Origin of the sequence: Bacillus rugosus (assembly GCF_023238245.1) — a bacterium.
Classification (GTDB): Bacteria; Bacillota; Bacilli; order Bacillales; family Bacillaceae; genus Bacillus; species Bacillus rugosus.
On sequence record NZ_CP096590.1, the window covers coordinates 3,553,608 to 3,571,499 of the forward strand.

Below are 17,892 nucleotides of genomic sequence, written 5' to 3' on the forward strand. Positions count from 1 at the left end.
AAAAAAGCGAGGACTTTATTATGAGAGCTGAAAAAAGAAAGAAAAAAAGAAAAGCGTTACTTGTCATTTTAGCCATTGTGGCCGTATTTGTGCTCGGAACAGGCGGCTATGCATACTACTTATGGCATAAAGCAGCTTCAACTGTGGCAAGTATTCATGAGAGTATTGATAAATCTAAAAAAAGGGATACTGAAGTCAACATCAATAAAAAAGACCCGTTTTCTGTCTTAATCATGGGTGTGGATGAACGCGACGGCGATAAGGGCCGTGCCGATACGCTCATTTATATGACCGTTAACCCAAAAACGAATACAACCGACATGGTCAGCATTCCGCGTGACACTTATACAAAAATTATCGGAAAAGGCACAATGGATAAAATCAACCATTCATACGCTTTTGGCGGCACGCAGATGACGGTAGACACTGTTGAGAACTTCCTCGATGTTCCGGTTGATTATTTTGTAAAAGTGAACATGGAAAGCTTTAGAGACGTTGTTGATACACTTGGCGGTGTCACAGTAAACAGCACATTCGCGTTCAGCTATGACGGTTATTCGTTCGGCAAAGGAAAAATCACGCTAAACGGAAAAGAGGCACTCGCCTATACCCGGATGAGAAAAGAAGATCCGAGAGGCGATTTTGGCCGTCAAGACCGCCAGCGCCAAGTGATTGAAGGAATCATTAATAAAGGCGCAAATATTTCTTCCATCACGAAGTTCGGAGATATGTTTAAAGTCGTTGAAGATAATGTGAAAACGAATTTAACCTTCGATAACATGTGGGATATCCAATCCGACTACAAAGGCGCGCGTAAAAATATTAAACAGCATGAACTGAAAGGCACTGGCACGAAAATCAACGGAATTTACTACTATCAAGCAGATAAAAACGCCCTTTCCGATATTACAAAAGAGCTGAAGGAAAGCCTCGAAAATTAAAACAAAAAGAAGCTTCGCACAGTGTGCAAAGCTTCTTTTTTATGTGCCTGTAAATGATTCCGGATGTTCTTTCCGAAACCCATAATGAAACAGCAATTCTTCCACAATCCGTCTGGAAGCCTCTCCATCGCCATACGGATTAGAGGCGTAAGACATTTTCTTGTACTCATCATCATCAGTTAACAGCTGTTTTGCCAACTGATAAATGTTTTCCTCATCCGTCCCTGCAAGTTTTAGCGTTCCGGCTTCCACTCCTTCAGGGCGTTCCGTCGTATCGCGCAGCACAAGCACCGGTTTTCCGAGAGAAGGTGCTTCCTCCTGCACGCCGCCCGAATCTGTTAAAATAAAATGCGATTTTGCCGCAAAGTTATGGAAATCAATCACCTCTAAAGGTTCGATCAGATGCACTCTGTCAGAGTCGCCAAAATGCTTCTGAGCCGCTTCCCGGACAATAGGATTCAGGTGCACAGGGTAAACGACCTGTACATCGTTAAACTCCTCAACAATTCTTCGGATAGCCTTGAACATGTTTTCCATTGGCTCACCCAGATTTTCCCGGCGGTGCGCGGTCAGCAGAATCATTTTATCCTCGCCCACCTGATTGAGGACAGGATGTGAATAGCCGTCCCTCACCGTTGTGCGGAGTGCATCAATCGCAGTATTTCCTGTCACAAAAATAGAGTCAGCCTTCTTATTTTCTTTTAATAAATTGTCTTTCGCCTGGTCTGTCGGCGCAAAATGCAAATCAGCAATCGCCCCGGTCATCTGGCGGTTGAGCTCTTCCGGAAAAGGGGAATACTTATTCCCTGTACGAAGGCCGGCCTCCACATGCCCGACAGCAATTTGGTGATAAAAAGCGGCTAGGCTTCCTGCAAACGTCGTCGTCGTATCCCCATGGACCAGCACAATATCGGGTTTGATATCTTTAAACAGCTCATCCAATTTCACAAGGGCGTTGGACGTAATCTCAGCCAGCGTCTGCCGTTCCTTCATAATGTTCAAATCGAAATCAGGCTTGATGTGAAACGCATCTAGAACCTGGTCTAGCATTTGTCTGTGCTGGGCAGTGACTGTCACATAGGAATCTATTTCGGGATATTTTTTCAATTCCAGCACAAGCGGTGCCATCTTGATTGCTTCAGGCCTGGTCCCGAAGACGGTCATGACTTTTAGTTTTTTCATATTGTCACCTGGTTTCTTTGTTTAACGGGCTGTTAGATAGAATCTTGATTGGTCTGATTGTATAAATAGGTCTACTTTCTTCTTTATTTTAAAGCACCATAGCTTTTTTTCAATATTTTTACTGCAAAAGTACACGCTGACATCCTTTTTTGGAACCAATATCGTTTTGTATGAATTTATTGATAAAACGATATTCATGTTTTTTATGTGAGACGGGGCAAATTTTTGTTCAACTAGATTCCGGTCAACCTGTATTACTGTCCCATCAGCTGAACTGATTTGATTTTTTATTGGAATTAAAAACTCTTGATTATTGCATTCCAGCAATAATAAGGATTGCTGCGGAAAGAACAATTGGCTTCCAGGGAATACGAACGTTAAATCCGAATCATTTTTTCTGAATTCCACTTTCAAAACTTCTTGCTTTCTTATATCCACAGACAAATTATCGTATGTTTTTGTAAAGTACGGTCTTGCGCTAAAAGCGTATTTCCCATTATTTCCAATATATTTAGCATGTTTTGAATAAGGATACGATTCTCTGCTGCTGCCAATTCGCGCGCGTTTTTTATAACCGTCAATCTCTGATTCAATAAAGAAGTCCCAAACTCCAATATCTTCTTCATTAACGGCCAAATCAGTAAACTTCGTGAGAAATTCAAATTCCCCGTCCTTAGCATACACCGGAAAAATGATTTTTTCAGTTTTTCTTTCACGATGCACCCAAATGCCTAATAAAGTTTGCATAGCTTGTTGCTCTGGTTGTAAAGCCGTGTGGGTAATCGACCCTCTTAATGAAAAAGTATTGTTCTTCATTTGAAATTTGCTCACGTAATGACTGATTTTGTTTCTGTCATCAATAATCCGTTCATTCTCTGTTAACTGATACGGCGTAAGGCTGGGATAGTTTGCTATGATATGACCATTTTTAACAGACGTAAATTGAGTCATATTTTCTTTATCAGCTTCAAACTGCTTCAAACCCTTTAAGTCATTCTGCCGCACAAAAAATAATTTTAACCGCGTATGAGAATGGACAAGCTGGTCAATTTCCCGTGGAATATTTTGTTCAACAAAATGATGCAGCTCTGTCATCCATGTTTGCTGTTCCCGCTCATCTTCGATCGTTACGGTAAAATCCGTGGTTCTTGAAAAGTCAAAATGGCGATTTATAAACTTCGCCATAAACTTCATTTTGCGGGTATGAGAAAGACGGCACTCACAAATCATATCTACGATTACCTTCATTGCGCCGTAGTAGCTTTGAGGCGCAACATATGCAAATGTCATATGCTCGCCGTCATGCTGTACAGCGTAGTAATAATCATAGTCAGCCAAGACAGAAATTTTGTCCGCTTCTAAATAAGCTTTTATGACAAATACCTGATCCTCTGTGGCCTGTATATTAGATGGGAAATATATGTCATGCTTTCTAAGCAGTGAAACTTTAAAAAGTTTTGTCGGACCAATTGAGTAGACAAGCGGAGATTTAACAAGATCCGCCTCAGGTTTTGTTTCTTTAAAAATAGCTTGCGGGACCGCTCTGCCGTTTATACCGACCATTTTTCCAAGCACAATATCTGAATCGTGCTGTTGTGCAAATTGATACATTCTCTCAAACGCTTCAATTCCCAAATAATCATCGGAATCAATAAAAAAGATGTATTCACCATTCGCAGCACGTATGGCTTGGTTTCTTGGCTCTCCCGGCCCTCCCGAGTTTTCCTTTCGTTCAATAACCGTTATATTAGAATACTGTTCACTGTATTTTTTCAATATTGAAACCGTGCCATCCTGAGAACAATCATCTACACAAATAATTTCATACTCATTATTCGGCATGGTTTGTTGAACCAGACTATCCAGGCAGCGGGAGATAAAATGTTCTGAGTTGTATGTGGGTACTGCTGCAGTAATTTTCAACATTACACCTCTATTCTTATCCGCTTCTATTTCTTCACAAAAGCTCATATAATGAACAAAAATGGTCTAGAAATGCACTATTTCGTCATTTCAAATACTTCTTCCCATCTTTCAATTAATCGGTCTTCACTATATTCTGTATCCATTAAATTCTTTGCATTTTTTCCATATTGAATGGCTTTCTCAGGGTTGTCGTACAAATAAATGATACTATCAGCAAGCATTTCAATATGATCAGGTTCTACAAGCATTCCCGTTTCGTGTTCTTTTATGAGCTCTCTTGGGCTGTATTTCACATCAAAACTGATGACCGGAGTGGCGCACGAAAACGATTCACAAATGGCAAGACTGAACCCCTCAAATTTAGATGTTAACAATGTAGCAAGCGCCTGCTGATAAAATGGAGCAGGATTTGCGATATACCCTTTTAAATGCACATTATCTAACTGGAGATCATCGATCAATCGCTGATATTGCTCGTGGCCAGGACCGCTGCCATAAATATTAAGGACAATATCAGGCCGGGATCTTTTTACGATTTCCATTGCTTTTATGACCTTATCGATCCCTTTTTCTTCATGATATCTGGCCACCATGACAAATTCGTTTTTCTTTTTTTCATACGTTTGTAATTTTTCAAGCCTTCTTGGAGCATGGGGAATAACAAAAATATTATTGTTCGATTCAAAATCCTTCATAATATCTTCTTTTTGTTCATTCGTTAATACGATCAGCCCGTCATAATCTTTAATATGTTCCATCGCGTATTGATGATTTTTCCGAACTTTGCTGCCTAACGTATAAGGATAATCTAAATGATTTGAGTGAACACAATAATACCGTTTTGCCAATCCCTCACGCATTTCATTTACTTTTGAAGCACTTCCGACTCCATCACAGATGATAATAGGGTCTTTTTCTTTTTCACATATCTTCTCAAGCCAATGGGTATGAAATGCGTGCTTGTTTTTGAAAAAATAAGCTTCCTTTTGATCTCGTTCAAACAGCATAACTCCCTGACTGGCTCCCGTATTGAAATGGTGCCATTCCGTTAAATAACAAAAGCCGTCCGGTGCTGTATAGTGAATTTGATTAATTTTTCCGCTTCTCGTATCGAAAAAAACAGTTTTATTTACATAAGCACCGTGAAAGAATTCCCGCTTTGTCTTTTGCATATTTTCATTGAAATGGTCCACATATAAAAGGTTATTCGACTCATCCCATTTTTTCTTTTTTATATATAAACCATTCTTGAAGTATTCCGTTTCTAATTTTTCTTCATTATGAAAAACGGCATATGGTTCTTCAAAGCGATTACGATTTTGCTCATAATAACTTTGTTGTGCATTCCCGACTTTTATATGCCGCTGCTGATTTTTATAGTAATCATAAATATTAAGGATATTTACATCAGCATGCAGTCTTCCTGCGTTCTTCAGCTCTTTCTCTATCTGATCATAATTCTCTTTATAATCAAGTGTGACCAAATCGATTTTATGACCGCGCTCCGCAAATGTAAAAGATCTTGACATCATCGAGCTTGTAATGCCGCCTTTTTCAATGTCTATTTCATATATTAGTGAAAAGATCCTTCTCATCTTCAAGCTCCTTCTTCTGGTAAAGCTTTTTCTTCTATTTTTTCACAAACAGCCGTTTCATTAATTTTCTCCGAAATCCCTCAGCTGTATGAACACGCAAATGATTATTTTCTTCCGCCAAAGTAATTTGCCAGCCTGAAATACTACGTTCTAATGATGGAATTTCCTTTGGATCGTTTACTCGCACACTCGATGCAAAGAAGCGATTATCCCACTCACAACAGAGATACAATTCAATCGTGGACAGCTGATCTAATACAGAATGAACACGGAGCGTACCGCTTACAGTAAACATCAGCGCTTCCTCACTGCTTACGTTTGCATTAAATATACTTTCAGTGCCGCTCTTTTGATTTTTTAATTTCCAATACATTTTATGACGGCCAACAGAATGGGCCGAAATGTCGCCTTTAAATTCGACCTTGGCTGACAAATACAAGTCGGATTTTGATTGCCATTCTGACGTTAACAGCTCAACATCCATATTTTTTAATTGATTATTAAAAGGCACCTGATCAATTAGTTTGTCCGCAAAACGTTTGCGGGTAAATGGCTCATCAGAAACATAATAAATATTTGTGCGAGGCCCCGCTTTTTGAACCGTGTCATGATATCTCTTCAAAGAAGGAACCACGAACGCATCAAGGTGGTCTATTTCCTTTTCAGGGCTGTCCAACATCTCATTCGTCTCTATAAAACCTAAGTACATGGATGAATATTTAACCGAAAGAGACTTCAGTGTTGTATATATCTCGTTTTCTGATGTTAAAAATAAATATTTCGTCTTATTTATCAAGCGGCTCAGAAAAAAATAGGAAAGTTCATTTTCTGAACACGATACATTGACTATATTCTCTTTTTCGTCAAAAATGACAATTTTTTCAGTTGTTCCATCATTCTTATACCATTTGGTCATATAACAGGTGCCATCTGCTCTTAAATAAAGATGCTGTTTCGGTTTGTTAGTCTCCAGATCCATGTACATTAAACTGTGTACATAGCCGGATGAATCGTATTCTTCTCTTTTAAACCTTTGCCTGTTTTCATTAAAATAATCAATGACAGCAAGTTCTCCTGATGCTGTAAACCTTTGATATTTGATATAACGTCCATTATGGTAGTAACGGTAAACTGGCTTGTTCGGTTCTTGAATATATGTTAAACCTTCTTGTTCAATCGGATGCTCGATTTTATCTTTCTGCGGTTCAGATCCTTTAAAGTAGTTGTACATATTGATAACAAGAGCATCTTTAAAAGAAGAAGGCCCATTAGGCTCATGATTTAAAGTGATAATCTCCATTGGATAATTCCAATCAATTGTATTAATACTAAACTTTTTTGCAGCCTGCAGCCCTGAACAAACATATGCTAATTTTGGGGTAGAAACCTTAATCGTCATCATCTATTTATTACCTTTCGGATAAAATTCGTACAGTCACTTTTTCAGAACTACATTATATCATTTTTGCTGAGCTGGCTCTAGAGATGAAAAAGCAGTTACACCGATGGAAGTTTTCAGTTCAAAGTAAACTGGTTTCTCTATCAATTTGTGTTATTTTTTAGTATTTCCATGAACTCAAAGTTACTAATTGACTCTTGTTTAATATTGGTTTTTCTTATATGATTAAATGTGTTTAACAGAATGAAAATAGGGTATTGATGTGAAAAGAAACTTAAACATTTTAAATACTCAGCATTCAATAAAGCTGAACCCTAAATCTGTTCTTAAGGAAGGTGCTTTGAAATTGAAAAAAGTACGTAAAGCCATAATCCCTGCCGCAGGTCTCGGAACAAGATTCTTGCCGGCTACGAAAGCAATGCCGAAAGAAATGCTTCCTATTGTTGATAAGCCTACCATTCAATACATAATTGAAGAAGCTGTTGAAGCAGGTATTGAGGATATTATTATCGTAACAGGAAAAAGCAAGCGTGCGATTGAGGATCACTTTGATTACTCTCCTGAGCTTGAAAGAAACCTAGAAGAAAAAGGAAAAACAGAACTTCTTGAAAAAGTGAAAAAAGCTTCTAACCTGGCTGACATTCACTATATCCGCCAAAAAGAGCCTAAAGGACTCGGACACGCTGTCTGGTGCGCACGCAACTTTATTGGCGATGAGCCGTTTGCGGTCCTGCTTGGAGACGATATTGTTCAGGCAGAAACACCAGGATTGCGTCAATTAATGGATGAGTATGAAAGAACACTTTCTTCTATTATCGGTGTTCAGCAAGTGCCTGACGAAGAAACACACCGCTACGGCATTATCGACCCGCTGACAAGTGAGGGCCGCCGTTACCAGGTGAAAAACTTCGTTGAGAAGCCGCCTAAAGGCACTGCACCTTCTAACCTTGCCATCTTAGGCCGTTACGTATTTACACCTGAGATCTTCATGTACTTAGAGGAGCAGCAGGTTGGAGCCGGCGGAGAGATTCAGCTGACAGACGCCATTCAAAAGCTAAATGAAATTCAAAGAGTGTTTGCTTACGACTTTGAAGGCAAGCGTTATGACGTTGGTGAAAAACTGGGCTTTATCACAACAACTCTTGAGTTTGCGATGCAAGATAAAGAGCTACGCGATCAGCTCGTTCCATTTATGGAAGGTTTACTAAACAAAGAAGAAATCTAAACAAAAAGGCTATTGGACATTCATCCAATAGCCTTTTCTTATTTCGACATCAAGGTCAGTGTATGCTCTTTATTATCAACTGCAAAAACCTGATCAGCTGTATTCACAAGAAAACGACCCTTACTGCTGTCATACAATACATCACTGTCACTTAAAGATAGTGACGCCGGGGTAACAGGAGAGATGTTGTGGAAGATAAGCTCAGAAGCTCTATCATTCTCCAGCACATAACTGATTTTTTCATAATCAAAATCCAGCGTTTTTTTGCCGTCAGCTGTATCTCCTTCAGTATATCCATTTAATTTCGATTGGATGCTGCTGCTGCTGTCTCCCAGGAATTTCAGAAAGTATTCATAGGAAGCAGCTGCATTTTGCGAGACATAAGGCGTAAAGGCAGCTGCCCGCAGTTCAGCATGTTTTACGTTTGTTGTAACAGCGCCTACTTTCACAAAATAAGACTGCCCGTCAAACTTTATTTTCGCTGCTTGTTTGCCTTTTGCAGCTACCGTCACTTCGGTACCGAATAGCAGTGTAACGTCAGCTTTCTGTTTTAAATCTTGATCCTTATAAGCAGACACTTTTTCATCTGCTATAAACCCTTGCTTATTGACTGCTGTTAAGCGTTTCTCTGCCTGGCCTTTTGCATCGCCATCATGCTTCTTCACTTCATTTTGCGGAATCGCGCCAAACGAAGCAATTGTACGAAGCGGGGCATTAAAGAACATTGTTCCCGCAGTAAAAACTGTCAGGATTGACAAAACAGCAATCTGAACTGCAGTAGCCAGTGATTTCGGCTTTTTCTTCTTTTTGCGGAAACGGGCAAACGCTTCAGGATCTTCTTTCTTCCGCTCTTCCGTTTGCTCTTTTTTATATGTCTCTTTTTCTTTTTTCGACAACTTATTAAACCAGTCAATAAACGCTTTGTACTCTTTAACAACCGTTTTTGTCTCATCAAACATACGAAGCTCGCCGTAGTGCATCCAAGCGACGCGGTCACACATCTTTTCAATCTGGCCGATGGAGTGGCTGACAAAGAAAATGGTTTTTCCTTGCTTTTTAAACTCATTTATTCTGTCTACACACTTCTGATAAAACGTTTGGTCCCCTACGGAGAGCGCTTCGTCAATAATTAAAATGTCAGGGTCAATATGCACGGAAATCGCGAAACCGAGTCGCGATTTCATACCGCTGGAATAGTTTTTAACCGGCTGATTAATAAAATCGCCAATCTCGGCAAATTCCACGATGCTGTCATACATATCATCAATTTCTTTATTGGTTAACCCCATCATTAAACACTTGAGCCGGACATTGTCCCGGCCCGTCAATTGGTTATTTAAACCGGCAGCAATCGCAATCAGCGACGGCTGTCCGTTCATTTCAATTTCACCGCTGGTCGGCGGGATAATTTTAGCCAGCAGGTTAGACATGGTTGATTTCCCTGACCCATTTATCCCTACAAAGCCGATTGTCTCTCCCTCATACACGTCAAAGGAGACATTCCGCACAGCAAAAAAACCATTATCCTTAGCCGGAAAAAACAATCCTTTAATCTTGTCCGATTGTTTTTTATACAAATGATACTGCTTTGAAACATTTCGAAACGAAACTTTTAGTTTCATCGTACAATCTCCTTACGTATTAAAGAAAGTCAACAAACTTGTCTCTGAATTTCATGTGCAGGATAGAACCTACTAACAATAAAAGGAATGTGAACAGCCAGAAATACAGCGTGTACTTCATGTCTTGGAAAAACCATTTGCCGTCTAAGAAGCTGTTCCGGAATCCTTCTATCAGATAAAAAATCGGATTCAGTTTAAGCACAGGCAGAAGGTTCGGGTGATTTTTCCCGAGCTGCTCTGAGATATTCCAAAAAATCGGAAGTAAAAAGAACAATAATCTGGTTACGGCCTGCAGCAGAAATTGATAATCTCTGACAAGCACACTGATTGTAGAGTTAAACAAGCTAAATGAAAACATAAACACAATCATGCAGATTAAATAGTAAATATATTGTATCCAATGCAAGCTAGGGTAAACACCGCTCGCTAAAAGGACAATGACATAAATGCCCATCATTACAAAATAACTAAATAAATTTGAAGCAATTACGACAGAAGGCAGCGAACTGATCGGAAAATTCATTTTCGCGACCATATTGATCCGCTTAAATACACTGTTTGATCCATCAAGAATCGTTGGGCTAATAAAAAACCATGGGATCAAACCAGCCAGCATCCAAACAATAAAAGGCACTTCTCCGACACCCGTTATGACCGGCTGACTGTTGCGAATCCCCATACCAAATACAAACCAGTACGCCAGCATTTGTATGAGAGGATTTAAAAACTGCCATAACACACCAAGATAATTCATCTGATACTGAGACTTTGTCTCATACGAAGCCAAGCGCAAAATTAAAGGAAACGATGTCACTTGCTCTTTTACGATTCTTACTAATGCATTCATTGTTTATCTTCCTTAGACTTAAATGATTTTTTGGATCTTTCGGTTAAAGAAATTTGAAAGCACCGGTGAATATTGTAACAGATATTCAATCATTTTTCATGTAATAGTCGGCAGAGCCAGTAGTTAACTTAGAAAAATCCAAGATTCAGCCAATATAAAAAGAATAGTTCTAAAAAAGATAAAAACAACAACAACCTTATTTTAGAACTATTCATGAAATTAATTTTTTATTTGATCTTCAGATGTAATTTTTAATAATCTGTTTAAAAATTCTTTATAATAACCTGACTCATAATGAGAATAAGATAAACCATAAGGATATCTTTCATCCCCTATAAACTTTGTATCAGTCAAATCTATAACTTTTGCTGAAGGAGCAATAGACAGGAAATGATTATCTAATTTATCCCAAAAATAATTATTTCTCCTTATCATTGGAATATCATCAAATGTTTTTAGTTTACCATCTAATCCATAATATGTTTCAGTAAACCTTCCCTTATTCAATATAATTTTATCCTCAGGAATAATAGTTCTTAGTTTATCGAGAAATTTACCAACATTTTCTTTCCAAAGTTCAAAATACTTATGATTTTCATGATGATTTATAATATGTACATCACTCCAATTTGATAAAAACTTACTAGCTTCTATAAAATAGTTGCAAGTCACATAATTATTTTCTTGAGTTCTAATAACCGGCTTACTCGCATCGCAATAAAGGTCAATAATAATGTAATCCGGTTTTGCTTCTTTCAACTTTTCAAAAAAGTCTTTTTTAAAATCCGTTTCCACCCATGACCGATCACTTTCTTTAACATCATTAAACTGATTAAAATCTACATCTACAGGATCAGACATCAAGCTAATGACTGATGAATGGAATTGTGTATAGCAACATTTATAAAATTTTTTGTAATCAGGGTTAAAAAATGCTGAGGAATTGAATGCATTTCTGCTAAAACAAGTACCTAAAACAGCTATATTAAGCGTATCTGCTTCTTTGTGTGAATCAAAAAGTATATACGCAGATAATCTATTCCCACCATTTTTAAAAAACTTTACTTTATATCCATCTGCTATATTAAAATAATCGGTTTCAATATTTTCATTGCAGCTAATATAAACATAATCTTTACTATCAATTAAAATAAAAACATCCCATACACTCGCATGATCTTTTCTTAGGAAATGTAACAAATTCTCTTTGTCTATGTCACAAATAAAATGATCACCGTTATTTAAAAGACTGAATTCTTGAGAAAAATAATATTCAAAGCCTTTTCCTTTTTTTTCTCTTTTTCTAAAGACTACTTTACATTGTGATTTTAACTGAGTATTTATCTTAATATAAAGTTTTACGTGCTTGTCATTTTCTTCAAATGAGGTTAATTGAGCAATATTTGTATCTTTTCGGTACGTGTGAAGAGATAAGCTATTGCTTCCTGTTTTATTTAATTTGACATAATGAAATGAGTGATTTCTCAATGCACTTAATTTATCAAGAAAATTGGGTAAATCTATATCAACTAAACAAGAAATCAAAATAGATTCAGAATAATTATTGTCTAACTTGATATAAAAATCCCAAATGTTTGAATCGTCAACGATGATATTAGCCGGTAGATTATATAAATCAAGATCAACCTCAAAGTGGTCATCAACTTGTGCCAGTTTTCCGATTTCTATTTGTTCTTCATGAAACTGATAAAGGGTTCCATGAGGTCTGCGTGAAAGAACAAATAATAAATCCTTAGTTTCAAATAATTTGCGCTTCTCTCCATTTATTCCAAATTTTAATATAAACTTCTCAGGTGAATTTCCCTTTTCAATACTGTATATACTAAGTTTTATATCTTCAGGCTGTACTGTAATAACTAACTTATTATTTACAAAAGACAAGGTCCCAAAATACAAAGAATCTGGTCGCTTTATTCTTAGTTTATATTGACTATCGGGACAGCTAATTAGTATTTGAGCATCTTCGTTCAATACTTTCAATTCCCAATTATTAGAGAAGGAGAGTTTTTTCGTTTTTATGATTTGAGCAAATTTCACTTCACATAAGAAATAACCATCCTCATGCATATAAGAATAAGGTAGATTTAACTCAATAGGCTGTTCAAAAGCTATATTATTAGTCTTTAATTTAAGAGCCAGGCCCTCAAATTCCTCTATTCTGTCGGCATGCCCAAATATCATCCATCCATCATTTTTAGAATTTGCAGAAATGTTCATTATCTCAATTTTCACGTTTGTTCCCCCGTTGACGAGTTACTCTACAGACTTATTTTTTTTAACTGGTCGATAAAATCAGTGTAATAATCCATTGTATAATGCACATAAAATTTACCCCATGGATGGTTTTCAAAGGAATTATAGCTTTTATTTTTGAATAAATCTATCGCCTCAATGTCATTGAAGCTTTCTAATACATATGCGTCAAATTTATTCCAAATCTTATTATAATAATCAACATCAATTACCTTGATGTTTCCTCCATTTATAAGCAATTTTTTCTGGTCTTCTTTATCAAAAAAGTGATGAACGTTTCTTGCACTATTTAAGATAATTTTGGTTTTAGGACAATTTAATCTAACGTAGTTATAGAAAAGATTAAATTTTTGTTTCCATAGTGCAAAATAATTTTCAAAATGATCTTCTATATTAAAACTTTGTTTTTTATTTTGAATTGTAAGTTTATAATAATTCGTTTTAGGGAGGGTCCATCTATTATTTGTAACAAACTGGTTATCTGAAATTTCTACGTAGCCAAAATGCACATCTGCAAAAAAGTCCAAAATCAATATGTCTGGCTGGACAGATTTAATTTCATTTAAAAAGCTATTCTCAAAATCAGTCTTTAAGGTGTTTATTTCATGAGTCGACATGTTCTCGTTTTCAAAAACGAGGTAGTTAGGTTTACTCATTGTTGAAATAATGGACGTTTGGTTTTGTGTTAATACACAATCGAAATAACGTTTGTAATCAGCATTAAATTGAGAGTTAAAGTTATCGCGTGTAACACAACTACCATAAACAGCTACTTTTTTCATTTCTTAATTCCCTCTTTAATATTTGTTTCCAGACTAACAATTTGTTGATAAACACGTTTACAGTTTTCTTTATCCGTATATTTATAAAATTGATTTACTCTATCAATATATTTGGCATCCATTAGACAATTGTTCTCCATACAGTTTATCAACTTATCAACTAATGTATCTTTATCAGTAACTACATCTCCAAAGCCCATAGAATTGTAATCAAAATAACCCTTTTCCAAATGATTTTTTTCGTATTGGAAGTAAAAAACAGGTTTTTTAAGATAAGCAAAGTCAAATGCAACAGATGAATAATCTGTAACTAAAATCGCACTATTATTGAAATGATCTCGATAACTTTCATTAATATCCGCAATTCTCACTGAACTATTTTTGTTGAAATCTTTCAACTGCTGAACAATATTTGGATGCGGGAAGAATACGATCTCGTATCCTTTTTCATTAGCTTCCTTAATAAGTTTAGCATCATTTAATAGATTATTAAGTTCATTAAAATAAACTGAGTTTTTAAAGAGTGGTGAATAATCTCTTTTCCCTGTTTGCGGATTTATTTTTCCCACTAAGTGATTTCTCCATGTTGGCATAATTAATATCTTTTTGTGATTATGATTAACAAGCTTATCGAACCTAGGAAATCCAGTTAGAACTACTTCCCTCTTTGAATAATTATAATGACCGTTAACTATAGACTCATACTCGGGTTGAGCGGCAGTAATAAATAGTCTTATATTTTTCTTATACTTATTAAGCCATCCGGATATATCATCTTTCGTAATTCCATGCTGAAGAAATATAAAGTTGAATTTAAATAAATCTTTATAATATTTCCTCATATTAACAAATGGATTTACTACATAATCATCTGCATGGGAAGATATTATTTCATCAGCAAGTAAATGCAAAAACTTATGTTTAGGTGAACCATATGCAACAACTGGTCCTATTTTTTTCAGCCTATTATAATCCGGACTATCTTTACTGATAATAAAATATTTTTTGATATCGTCTTTCTGCTGCATTGCATATTCAAATAATGCTTCAGCATTATCATCTGCTTTGTTGATCCTATCCATAAATAGCCATACTCTTTTATTTTTCTTTATTTTATAGAGGTGTTCCATAATCTTTCTTACATTTGATGCTTTTTCAGCGCCTACTTTATTAAAAGTCTTAAAACGTCTTTGTGCCCGTTTTTCTTTCGCTCTAATAATTTGATTTTTATCTTTTAAGACTACTAAATTATTATATTCATGATCGAAATAAATCCCTATACCATTTTTGGTATAGAAATCGACTATATGTTTATCCAGCGGGAATAACCGTCCAAAGTTGATTTTTACTTTTATTAGTTTGCCATTTGATGAAATCATCATTTCAATATTTGAGTTGTTTTCAAGATCATCAACAGGGATATCAACTTTAAAGCCTAAGTACTCTTTAACTGGCTTATTTAAGCAATATAAATTGTGCACTGTTCTATCAATTTTTTCAGCATGATACATTTTGTCATTAACACATGCTTTGACTTCTAATTCGGTAGCATCAAATAATGAACCGAAATTACCTTCGAGGGTTAAAATCCCCTTTTCTATGTTTAATAGCTCCATTGTTAAAGCTTCATATCTCATAGAATTAATTAATTTCTCTTTAAAGTATAAATTCACATTACGATTCAAAAAGATCTTTTTGAATACATTTTTTTGATTTTTGTATTTCAATTTGATTAAAAAGTATTTTCTATGCAAGTTAATAGACTTTTGTTCGAAAATTATGTCGTCGTCTATAAATGCGAGTATCCTTTCTAACATGTCAAAAAACTCTTCAACTTCCTTATCAGTTAATACATCAGTTCTGTCTTCTATATTTATTCTCCACTGCAAGTCATAGGCAATCATATACTGAATATATCTTGGAACGTACCCTAATGTTGTAATAGTATAATTAATTAATTCTCGACAGAAATTCTTCAAATAATCCGTGTACCATTTTTTGTCGTTTTTTCCTGTTTGAGTTGCGGACGATGCATCCTCCCTTCGCCGATAATTGTATTGCCCCTCTATTACAATTCCGTATACTTGACGTTTCATAATGATTTTAGTCAGCCATTCACTATCTTCAGCGTAGGCCATATCTTCATTAAAAAAATGATTTTTAACTACTTCTTTTTTTACAAATGAACTAGGTGCTGATAATTGAATCCCCGTATGTTCTTTCAAGGTATGAACTAGCCTAGTTTTGTCAAATTTATAATTTAATAAATGTGGACCACTTGTTTTTCCAAACATCATCATTGGAATGGAAACTACATCAACTTTAGAATAGTTCTTTTCGAAAAAATCATATACTTTTAAAAGAGTTGAAGGAGATAATGTATCATCTGGATCTAGAAAATTAATATATTTCCCTTTGGCACATCTTAAACCTTCATTACGCGCACTACTCGCTCCGCCATTCTCCTTATCGATATAAACTATATTTTCTGGATACTTTTCTTTAAACTTTAAGCAAATTTCACTTGACGCATCAACACTTCCGTCATTCACTAAAATCAACTGTATATGATGCTCAAAATCAAGCGACTGATCAATTATGCTTGTTATTGCTTCTTCTAAAAATTCTTCAACATTGTAAATTGCCATTATAATAGAAAAGAAAAAATTCTTTTGTTCCAAGTTTCCATTCTCCTTTTAATTATTTGTTCTATTGAAAAGTATTAGATTTTAATTAACTTTTTAAATAATCTAGTTAAAACGTTAACTTTTTGAAGATGAATATAATCATTATCTTTTTTAACAATAAACCTAAAAAAAATAACTCCTAAAGGAAGTTTTAATTGATAAGAAGAATATTTTCTATCCCTAACGGTAGTTCCCCAAATAACAATATTCTTTTGTTTTTTTTCGTTTATTAACTTGGCCTCTATATATTTTCTTCCATAGGAAACATAAACATTATTATTATCATTAATAGCAGATTCTTCATTACTGAAACTAACAGTTAGTTCAATTGAAAATTTATCGACTTTCCATGAAGTAATAATTATTTTTTCATTTTCAAGTTTTCCTAATTCAATAAGTCTGTTAACAGGATAACCCCATCGTTTAAATGAAATTAGATACTCTTTTAAATATGTTTTCATGTTTTGATTTACAATTAACTTTTCATCTATATATTTTAAAATGTGATGTAATTCATTAAAAAATTCACGCTGTTCTATCTCATTTAATACTTCATAAACCAGATTATTGTTTTTTTGAAAAATAAATAACTTTACATGATTAAGTATTAAACATTGAATATAAGGTATAACTTCGCCGTATTCTTCTAATGATCTCTTGATCATTTCACCATATCCATTTATAAGTAAAAACGTATACCTATTTTTTTTAGACCACGAAGTGTCTACTAGAGATCCTTCATCTTTCCTCTTTCTATAGAAATATTTAGCATCAGGAATAAGTCCATATTTTTGTTCTTTCATTAAAAAGGTATTAATAAATAAAACGTCTTCCCAGAAATCCATTTGTTCGTTAAAAGCAATACCCATACATTTTATTGTTTTTTTTCGAAAAAATGTTCCACCAATATGGTAGTGAATAGCGGAGTAATTATCAGTTATATTTACAATACTTTTTTCACTTTTAAATCTATAATTTAGTGAGTGCTCTCCGTATTTATTGTCAAAGAAAAATAACGGCAGCACCGCTAAATTAATATCGGTATGATTTTCAAAAAACTTTAACACCTTAGCAATAGCATTTAGTGAAATTTTGTCGTCAGAATCTATAAAGCCTATAAATTCACTATTTTCACAAGCTTTTAATCCATTATTTCTTGCTAAACTGACATTTGGTGTATCTTGATAGATAATTTTAATGTTATTCGGAAATGCTGTTGCGTATTCTTTACATATGTTTTTTGAATTGTCAGTGCTATTATTTTCAACCAATATTATTTCTATGTTTTCTTCAAAATTAATAGTTTGATCAATGATACTGTCAATGGCTTCTCTTAGATATGATCCCGAATTATAAACAGGCATTACAATTGAAAACAACATCTCAAGGACTCCTTTAAAAGAATATGTTTT

12 protein-coding genes are annotated in these 17,892 nt (G+C 35.1%); 2 read left to right on the forward strand and 10 right to left on the reverse strand.

Annotated elements, in window-relative coordinates:
* The first annotated feature begins 20 nt into the window (after positions 1-20).
* Positions 21-941 carry a polyisoprenyl-teichoic acid--peptidoglycan teichoic acid transferase TagU gene (gene tagU, locus M0696_RS18050; protein ID WP_166847639.1) on the forward strand — a complete coding sequence of 307 codons (921 nt, stop codon included), beginning with the start codon at positions 21-23 and terminating at the stop codon, positions 939-941.
* Between the two features lie 39 nt (positions 942-980).
* Here the strand turns inward: tagU and wecB are convergent, their stop codons facing one another.
* From wecB to M0696_RS18070, 4 genes are all read right to left on the reverse strand, one after another.
* Positions 981-2,123 carry a non-hydrolyzing UDP-N-acetylglucosamine 2-epimerase gene (gene wecB / locus M0696_RS18055; protein ID WP_248602236.1) on the reverse strand — a complete coding sequence of 381 codons (1,143 nt, stop codon included), beginning with the start codon at positions 2,121-2,123 and terminating at the stop codon, positions 981-983.
* Positions 2,124-2,144: 21 nt separating this feature from the next.
* Positions 2,145-4,049, reverse strand: coding sequence for a glycosyltransferase (locus M0696_RS18060; protein ID WP_248602237.1), 1,905 nt, complete (start codon positions 4,047-4,049; stop codon positions 2,145-2,147).
* 74 nt (positions 4,050-4,123) lie between these two features.
* The gene (locus M0696_RS18065; protein WP_248602238.1) at positions 4,124-5,644 is read right to left on the reverse strand and encodes a glycosyltransferase; all 1,521 of its coding nucleotides are present in this window, start codon (positions 5,642-5,644) and stop codon (positions 4,124-4,126) included.
* 34 nt (positions 5,645-5,678) lie between these two features.
* On the reverse strand, positions 5,679-7,046 hold the full coding sequence (locus M0696_RS18070; protein WP_248602239.1) for an alpha-glucosyltransferase N-terminal domain-containing protein: 1,368 nt from the start codon (positions 7,044-7,046) through the stop codon (positions 5,679-5,681).
* A 343-nt stretch (positions 7,047-7,389) separates the two neighbouring features.
* Here M0696_RS18070 and galU point away from each other — a divergent pair, with 343 nt between their 5' ends.
* A complete protein-coding gene (gene galU / locus M0696_RS18075) occupies positions 7,390-8,268 on the forward strand; it encodes a UTP--glucose-1-phosphate uridylyltransferase GalU (protein ID WP_248602240.1) in 879 nt (292 codons plus the stop codon).
* A gap of 38 nt (positions 8,269-8,306) precedes the next feature.
* Here galU and tagH read toward each other — a convergent pair whose 3' ends face one another.
* The 6 genes from tagH to M0696_RS18105 all read right to left on the reverse strand — a co-directional run bounded on the left by tagH (position 8,307) and on the right by M0696_RS18105 (position 17,862).
* Positions 8,307-9,890 (reverse strand): teichoic acids export ABC transporter ATP-binding subunit TagH, encoded by a 1,584-nt coding sequence (gene tagH, locus M0696_RS18080; RefSeq protein ID WP_248602241.1) that lies wholly within the window; start codon positions 9,888-9,890, stop codon positions 8,307-8,309.
* A gap of 19 nt (positions 9,891-9,909) precedes the next feature.
* A complete protein-coding gene (gene tagG / locus M0696_RS18085) occupies positions 9,910-10,737 on the reverse strand; it encodes a teichoic acids export ABC transporter permease subunit TagG (RefSeq protein WP_003219641.1) in 828 nt (275 codons plus the stop codon).
* Positions 10,738-10,956: 219 nt separating this feature from the next.
* Positions 10,957-12,990 carry a DUF6270 domain-containing protein gene (locus M0696_RS18090; protein WP_248602242.1) on the reverse strand — a complete coding sequence of 678 codons (2,034 nt, stop codon included), beginning with the start codon at positions 12,988-12,990 and terminating at the stop codon, positions 10,957-10,959.
* A 26-nt stretch (positions 12,991-13,016) separates the two neighbouring features.
* Complete coding sequence (locus tag M0696_RS18095; protein WP_248602243.1) at positions 13,017-13,793, reverse strand: DUF6270 domain-containing protein; 777 nt, start codon at positions 13,791-13,793, stop codon at positions 13,017-13,019.
* The gene (locus M0696_RS18100; protein ID WP_248602244.1) at positions 13,790-16,474 is read right to left on the reverse strand and encodes a bifunctional glycosyltransferase/CDP-glycerol:glycerophosphate glycerophosphotransferase; all 2,685 of its coding nucleotides are present in this window, start codon (positions 16,472-16,474) and stop codon (positions 13,790-13,792) included. Before M0696_RS18100 ends, M0696_RS18095 begins: the two co-directional genes overlap by 4 nt.
* A 41-nt stretch (positions 16,475-16,515) precedes the next feature.
* Positions 16,516-17,862 carry a glycosyltransferase family A protein gene (locus tag M0696_RS18105; RefSeq protein ID WP_248602245.1) on the reverse strand — a complete coding sequence of 449 codons (1,347 nt, stop codon included), beginning with the start codon at positions 17,860-17,862 and terminating at the stop codon, positions 16,516-16,518.
* Between the last annotated feature and the right edge of the window lie 30 nt (positions 17,863-17,892).

Bases quoted from the DNA above. Each gene is read 5' to 3' on its own strand.
- tagU (WP_166847639.1), top strand. From the start codon at position 21: ATGAGAGCTGAAAAAAGAAAGAAAAAAAGAAAAGCGTTACTTGTCATT.
- wecB (WP_248602236.1), bottom strand. From the start codon at position 2,123: ATGAAAAAACTAAAAGTCATGACCGTCTTCGGGACCAGGCCTGAAGCA.
- M0696_RS18060 (WP_248602237.1), bottom strand. From the start codon at position 4,049: ATGTTGAAAATTACTGCAGCAGTACCCACATACAACTCAGAACATTTT.
- M0696_RS18065 (WP_248602238.1), bottom strand. From the start codon at position 5,644: ATGAGAAGGATCTTTTCACTAATATATGAAATAGACATTGAAAAAGGC.
- M0696_RS18070 (WP_248602239.1), bottom strand. From the start codon at position 7,046: ATGATGACGATTAAGGTTTCTACCCCAAAATTAGCATATGTTTGTTCA.
- tagH (WP_248602241.1), bottom strand. From the start codon at position 9,890: ATGAAACTAAAAGTTTCGTTTCGAAATGTTTCAAAGCAGTATCATTTG.
- tagG (WP_003219641.1), bottom strand. From the start codon at position 10,737: ATGAATGCATTAGTAAGAATCGTAAAAGAGCAAGTGACATCGTTTCCT.
- M0696_RS18095 (WP_248602243.1), bottom strand. From the start codon at position 13,793: ATGAAAAAAGTAGCTGTTTATGGTAGTTGTGTTACACGCGATAACTTT.
- M0696_RS18105 (WP_248602245.1), bottom strand. From the start codon at position 17,862: ATGTTGTTTTCAATTGTAATGCCTGTTTATAATTCGGGATCATATCTA.